Below are 6,375 nucleotides of genomic sequence, written 5' to 3' on the forward strand. Positions count from 1 at the left end.
CGCGCGGAGCGCGCGACGGGCCGCGCGGGGGTCCCGGGGACGTTCCCGAGGAACCGCCGGACGGCCTCGCGGCATCGTAGCGAGGGGTGCGTTCACCCGTACGCGCCCGGCGTCACCCTTCTGGACCGACTTTCATATTTTCAGCAACATGGCCGTTCGTCAGGCCCCGCATACCCCAAGATTCCTGACGTATCGCCAGAAACCGGGCCTCACGTTCTGCACCAGTACCGTCACGAATCCCCTGCGCGGCGCCTATCCACTTGGCGCGCGATCCGCATCATGGACGACGATAGGGATTGCGGAACCACAAGTGACCGCAGTGACCGCGTGAAAGGAGGCGTCCATGGGATCGGTGCGCAAGGCGAGCGCCTGGCTGGGACTCGTCGAGGACAACGACGAGCGTTACTACGACGACGAGTACGCCGACGGTGCCGAGAGCGGCGACGCCTGGGTGACGGACCCCCGGGTCCGGGTGGCCACGGACACCGCCGAGGAGCGGGGCCGCCGCATCGCCACCGTCTCGCCGGACAGCTTCCGGGACGCCCGGGGCATCGGGGAGCTCTTCCGGGCCGGTGTCCCGGTGATCGTGAACCTGACCGCAATGGAGCCGAACGACGCGAAGCGGGTCGTCGACTTCGCCGCCGGCCTCGCCTTCGGACTGCGCGGCTCGATCGAGCGCGTCGCGACCCGGGTCTTCCTGCTCACCCCCGCCGACACGGAGATCGTCAGCGGCGGCGAGTCCGGCCGTCGCCGGCAGGACGGCTTCTTCAACCAGAGCTGACGCCCCCGGTCGTCCCCCGCACCGCGGCACACCGCACCACCCCGGATCACCGACCCCGATCCCGACCGACGCCTCCCGGCCCGGACCCGCCCAGCGGGCCCGGGCCGGACGTCGTCCGGGGCCCGGTGGCCCCGCGGATCCCGTCTCAGCGCGCCCGGGTGGCCGCGCCGCTCATCTTCCCCGCCTGGCCGCCGCCCGGCAGCGGCCGGGGCGGGTCCTGGGGCGCGGCGGCCGGAGCGGTGTCGGCCGGGGAGGAGACCGGCTGCCCGGGCACCAGCGTCGGCCCGGAGACCGCGTCCCGCGCCGGAGCCGGGGCGACCGCCGGCGCGGCGCCCCGCGCCGCCTCCGCCTTCGCCTCGGCCTCCGCCGCCGCTTCCTCCACCGCCGCCTCGACGTCCACCGGGCACTCCATCACCCGGGGAAGCCGCAGGGCCATCGCGGCACCGGCGAGGAGCAGGCCCGCGCTGACGAAGAGCGTGAGGTGCAGTCCGTCGACGAAGGCGTGCCGGGCGGCCGTGTGCAGCGCCTCGCCGGCCGTGCCGCCGAGCCGCTCGGCCACCTGGTACGCCTCGCCGAGGGAGTTCGCCGCGGCGCCGCTCGCCGCCGCGGGCACCCCGGGGACGTCCGCGAGGCCGGGGGCGTAGGCCGCGTTCATGACGCTGCCGAGCAGGGCGATGCCCATGCCCGCGCCGAGCTGGTAGGAGGTCTCGCCGATCGCCGCCGCCCCGCCCGCGCTGCGCGGCGGCGCCTCGCTGAGCATCGACTCGTACGCCGAGAAGAGGGTCGTCTGGAGGCCGAAGCCGAGCAGCACGAAGCCCACGGTGAGCAGCAGCGGCCGGTCGTGCTGCCCCATGAACGTGAGCAGCAGCACCGCCGCGGCGGTGAGCAGGAAGCCCCAGCCGACCATCCGCCGGGGCCCGATCCGGCGCAGGGTGTACGAGCCGGTGGCGCCGGCCGCCATGGCGGCGAAGGTGAGCGGGAGGAGCCGCAGCCCGGTCTCCAGGGGGCTGAGCCCGAGGACCAGCTGGAGGTACTGGATCGCGATGAGCTCCAGGCCGACGAGGGCCAGCATGGCCAGGACGATGCAGCCGACGGAGGTGGTGAAGGCGGGCCGGGAGAAGAGCCGCATGTCGATCAGCGGGTGCGCCCTGCGCCGCTGGCGCCGGACGAAGAGGACGAGGAGCAGCGCCCCCGCGAGCAGCGGCCCCGCGGTGAGCACGGAGAGCAGCGGCTCGCCCGCGCCGGCGCGCTTCACGCCGAGGACGCAGCCGAGGACGCCGGCCGCGGCCATCAGGGCGCCGAGGACGTCCCAGGGCCCTTCGGCGCTCCCCCGGGACTCGGGCAGGAGGCGGCGGGCGAGCGGCAGGATCAGCGCCATCAGCGGGATGTTGATGAGGAAGACGGAGCCCCACCAGTAGTGCTCCACGAGGAAGCCGCCGAGCACGGGTCCGGCGGCGGCGCCGATCGCGGCGACCGCGGTCCAGATGCCGATGGCGGTGGCGCGCTCGCGCCGGTCGGGGAAGACCGTCCGGATGATGGAGAGGGTGGCCGGCATGATCATGGCGCCGCCGACGCCGAGCAGCGCGCGGGCCCCGATGAGGACCCAGGGCTCGGTGGCGAGGGCGGCCACGGCCGAGGCGAGGCCGAAGATCCCGTATCCGAGGAGCAGCACCCGGCGCCGGCCGATCCGGTCACCGAGGGTGCCGAAGAGGATCAGCAGCGAGGCGCAGACCAGGGGGTAGGCGTCGACGATCCAGAGCAGCTCGGTGGCGCCGGGGCGCAGGTTCTCGGTGAGCGAGGGGACGGCGACGTGGAGGATGGTCGCGTCGAGGGCGACCAGGAGGAGACTGACGCAGAGGACGACGAGGACGGCCCAGCGGTTGGCGTCGCCACCGGCGGCGTTCCGTCCCGATCGGGCCGTGATCGTCCGCGACATGTACGTACCTCCAAGTGACGCTCTCGCTCTCGGCAGGCGCCGCCGACCTGGGCCGATGGGCCCGCGGCGGCGCGGCGAGGAGGGGCGAGTGAGCCGTCAGCGTACGCGAGGACGGGCCCCGGGAGGGTGGCGCACCTCTCACCCCGGCGAGGCTCCCCGTGTGGCGTACGCCACTCCGACCGGCCCGCGCGTCGTATGGAATTCCGCACGGACGGGTGTTTGAAGTAATTCCGTGCCATACAAACAGGCTTCCGGAATCACCCCCGACGCCCCAAGGGCGGAAGGTCATCGGATTTTCCGACGGGGGTCCGGAATAGGTGGGCCGCTGAGACCTACTCCACATCACATCGTCATCACGAAGGGAGCGGATCGCCCGGGTCGTCCGCTCACCCCCTGTAACGTCGATTGGGTGCGTACCGACATCTTTGCCCGGCTGGACCGGGAGCCGGTCCCGCCGAAGATAGAGGTCCCGCGGATGACCCGGACGCGTCTCGCCCTCTTCGGCGGGACGTCGGCGTTCTATCTCATCGTCGTGGTGGCGGTGCTGCTGTCCACCTGGCTGGTGACGCTCGACTGGAAGATCATGCTCTTCCGTCCCTACCAGCAGTGGCCGGAGCTGCACGCCTTCCTGGACTACTACGTCGTCCTCGGCCAGCGCGGTCCGACGGCGGTGATGGTGGCGGCCTGGCTGGGCTGGCGCTCCTGGCGCCAGCACACCCTCCGGCCGCTCCTCTCCCTCGGCGCGGCGCTGCTGCTCCTCAACGTCACCGTCGGCGCGGTGAAGCTCGGACTCGGCCGGCTCGGCCCCCACTACGCGACCCAGGTCGGCTCCGCCGAGCTGTTCGCGGGCGGCGACATATTCCCCTCCGGTCACACCGCGAACGCGGTGGTGACCTGGGGCATCCTGGCCTACCTCGCCACCACCCCGCGGGCCCGCCGCTACCTGTCGGCGCTGTCCGCCGTGGTCGCCCTCGGCGTCGGCCTCACGACGGTCTACCTCGGCACGCACTGGCTGAGCGACGTGCTGCTCGGCTGGGCCGCGGGCCTGCTGATCCTGCTCGCGCTGCCCTGGTGCGAGCCGGTCATCGCCGTGGTGGAGGCGTGGATCCTGGCCCAGCGGGACCGGATCAGGGAGCGGCTGCGGGCCCGGCGCCGGCTGGTGCCGTCGCTGCCCGTGGCCTCCGGCGGGCCGCGCCTCTTCCCGGCCCCGACGGACCGGGAGGAGCCCGCGCGGGAGACCGTGGGGGCGGCGGCGAGCCACCCCCGGGCGGCCCGGAGCAGGCCGTCGTCGGACCGCCTCACCGCCTGACCCGGCGGCCCCGTACGGACGCGAAGGGCCCCGGCCGCACCGGCCGGGGCCCTTCGCGCGTGCCGGGTCAGCCGATCCAGCAGCGGGTGACGGTGTCGTCCTCGACCTCGAAGTTGAGGCGCCCGGCGAGGTACTCCATGGTGACGATCGCGCCGGGCGGGAGGGCCCGGACGACCCGCCAGCCGCGTGTCCGGGCGAGCTGGGCGGCGCCGTCCGCGTCGAGGCCGACATAGGACTCGGGTGCGTCTCGGGGCGGTTCGGGGCTGCGCGAGAAGGGTGCCATGGGGTTCACGTTAGTCCCCTCGCGGTCACGCTTGCGTCACAACTTCTCGACGGCCGCGGTACCGGCCGTGTCCTGAACGGAACGCCTGTTTCCGGCCGTTTCTCTGGTAATTCGAAAAGGCGGCCGGAGGTTCGCACGAACTGTTCGGGCGTCTTTTCCGGGCGGCCGGAATTCCGGCAGAAGGGCACCGACCGGAGAAATGTGCCCGGGCCCGCGCGCGGCTCCCTCACCCTTCCCTTACACAATGCTTACGCTGACCGGACGCCGGAGAACGGAACACGGGGCGGAGGCACCGATGAGCACCGAGGCGGCGACCACCACGGCGGAATCGGGCGACCGGGAGCGGCACGGCCGCATCCTGATCGACTGGCTCACCACCACCGACCACAAGAAGATCGGTCACCTCTATCTGGCGACCTCGTTCGTCTTCTTCCTCTTCGCCGGCCTGCTGGCGATGGCGATGCGGGCGGAGCTGGCCCGCCCGGGGATCCAGTTCCTCTCCAACGAGCAGTTCAACCAGGCGTTCACCCAGCACGGCACGATCATGCTGCTGCTCTTCGCGACCCCGACCTTCGCCGGCTTCGCCAACGAGCTGGTGCCGCTCCAGATCGGGGCGCCCGACGTCGCCTTCCCGCGCCTCAACATGTTCTCGTACTGGCTCTTCCTGCTCGGCGGGCTGATGGTGGTCGGGTCCTTCCTCACCCCGAGCGGGCCGCCCGACTTCGGCTGGACCGCCTACGCCCCGCTGAACAGCGCCGAGCGCTCCCCGGGGATCGGCGCCGACCTGTGGATCATGGGGCTCGCGCTCTCCGGCTTCGGCACGATCCTCACCTCGGTGAACTTCCTCGCCACCATCATCGGGATGCGGGCACCGGGCATGACCATGTTCCGGATGCCGGTCTTCACCTGGAACGTGCTCTTCACCGCGGTCCTGGTGCTCATCGCCTTCCCGGTCCTCGCGGCGGCCCTGCTCGCCCTGGAGGCGGACCGGCGGTTCGGGGCGCTGGTCTTCGCCCCCGGCAACGGCGGGGCGCTGCTCTGGCAGCACCTCTTCTGGTTCTTCGGCCACCCCGAGGTCTACATCATCGCCCTGCCGTTCTTCGGCATCGTCAGCGAGATCATCCCGGTCTTCTCCCGGAAGCCGATCTTCGGGTACCTCAGTCTGATCGCCGCCACCATGACGATCACCGGTCTGTCGGTGGTCGTCTGGGCGCACCACATGTTCGCGACCGGGGCGGTCCTGCTGCCCTTCTTCTCCTTCCTCTCCTTCCTCATCGCGGTGCCGACCGGGGTGAAGTTCTTCAACTGGACGGGGACCATGCTGCGGGGCTCGCTCTCCTTCGAGACCCCGATGCTGTGGGCGACCGGCTTCCTGGTGTCCTTCCTCTTCGGCGGGCTGACCGGGGTGATCCTGGCCTCGCCGCCGATGGACTTCCACGTCACCGACTCGTACTTCGTCGTCGCCCACTTCCACTACACGGTCTTCGGCACGGTGGTCTTCGCGACCTTCGCCGGCTTCCACTTCTGGTGGCCCAAGTTCACCGGCCGGATGCTCGACGAACGGCTCGGAAAGATCCACTTCTGGACCCTCTTCACCGGCTTCCACCTCACCTTCCTCGTCCAGCACTGGCTGGGCGCGGAGGGCATGCCCCGGCGGTACGCCGACTACCTGGCCGCGGACGGCTTCACCACCCTCAACACCCTGTCGACGATCGGCGCCTTCCTCCTCGGGATCTCGACCCTTCCCTTCCTCTACAACGTGTGGCGGACCTGGCGGTACGCGCCGAAGGTCGAGGCCGACGACCCGTGGGGCTTCGGCCGCTCCCTGGAGTGGGCCACCTCCTGCCCGCCGCCCCGGCACAACTTCACGGCCGTGCCCCGGATCCGCTCCGAGTCCCCCGCCTTCGACCTGCACCACCCGGAGTTCGCGGCCTACGACCGGATGCGGATCACCAGCCCGCCGCCCGAGCGCGGCGCCTGAGCCCGCGCCCCCGGCACGGCCCCGGGGGCGCGCTCCGGCGGTCGGTCAGCGCAGGCCGAGGCGGCGCAGGGCCCGGCCCGCCGCC

5 protein-coding genes are annotated in these 6,375 nt (G+C 72.1%); 3 read left to right on the forward strand and 2 right to left on the reverse strand.

Features of this window, described 5'->3' with window-relative positions:
• Window positions 1-343: 343 nt before the first annotated feature.
• Window positions 344-781 (forward strand): cell division protein SepF, encoded by a 438-nt coding sequence (locus IE321_RS10400; protein ID WP_190222588.1) that lies wholly within the window; start codon window positions 344-346, stop codon window positions 779-781.
• 145 nt (window positions 782-926) lie between these two features.
• On the opposite strand, the gene IE321_RS10405 is transcribed toward IE321_RS10400, so the two are convergent.
• Window positions 927-2,717, reverse strand: a complete 1,791-nt coding sequence (locus IE321_RS10405) for an MFS transporter (RefSeq protein ID WP_190222589.1) — start codon at window positions 2,715-2,717, stop codon at window positions 927-929.
• A 475-nt stretch (window positions 2,718-3,192) separates the two neighbouring features.
• Here IE321_RS10405 and IE321_RS10410 point away from each other — a divergent pair, with 475 nt between their 5' ends.
• Complete coding sequence (locus IE321_RS10410; RefSeq protein WP_408644509.1) at window positions 3,193-4,026, forward strand: phosphatase PAP2 family protein; 834 nt, start codon at window positions 3,193-3,195, stop codon at window positions 4,024-4,026.
• A gap of 67 nt (window positions 4,027-4,093) precedes the next feature.
• On the opposite strand, the gene IE321_RS10415 is transcribed toward IE321_RS10410, so the two are convergent.
• Window positions 4,094-4,309 (reverse strand): I78 family peptidase inhibitor, encoded by a 216-nt coding sequence (locus IE321_RS10415; RefSeq protein ID WP_043223827.1) that lies wholly within the window; start codon window positions 4,307-4,309, stop codon window positions 4,094-4,096.
• Window positions 4,310-4,604: 295 nt separating this feature from the next.
• On the opposite strand from IE321_RS10415, the gene ctaD reads away from it, so the two are divergent.
• On the forward strand, window positions 4,605-6,290 hold the full coding sequence (ctaD, locus tag IE321_RS10420; RefSeq protein ID WP_043223826.1) for an aa3-type cytochrome oxidase subunit I: 1,686 nt from the start codon (window positions 4,605-4,607) through the stop codon (window positions 6,288-6,290).
• The last annotated feature ends 85 nt before the right edge of the window (window positions 6,291-6,375 follow it).

This window comes from Streptomyces hydrogenans, from assembly GCF_014656075.1.
GTDB classification, from domain to species: Bacteria; Actinomycetota; Actinomycetes; order Streptomycetales; family Streptomycetaceae; genus Streptomyces; species Streptomyces hydrogenans.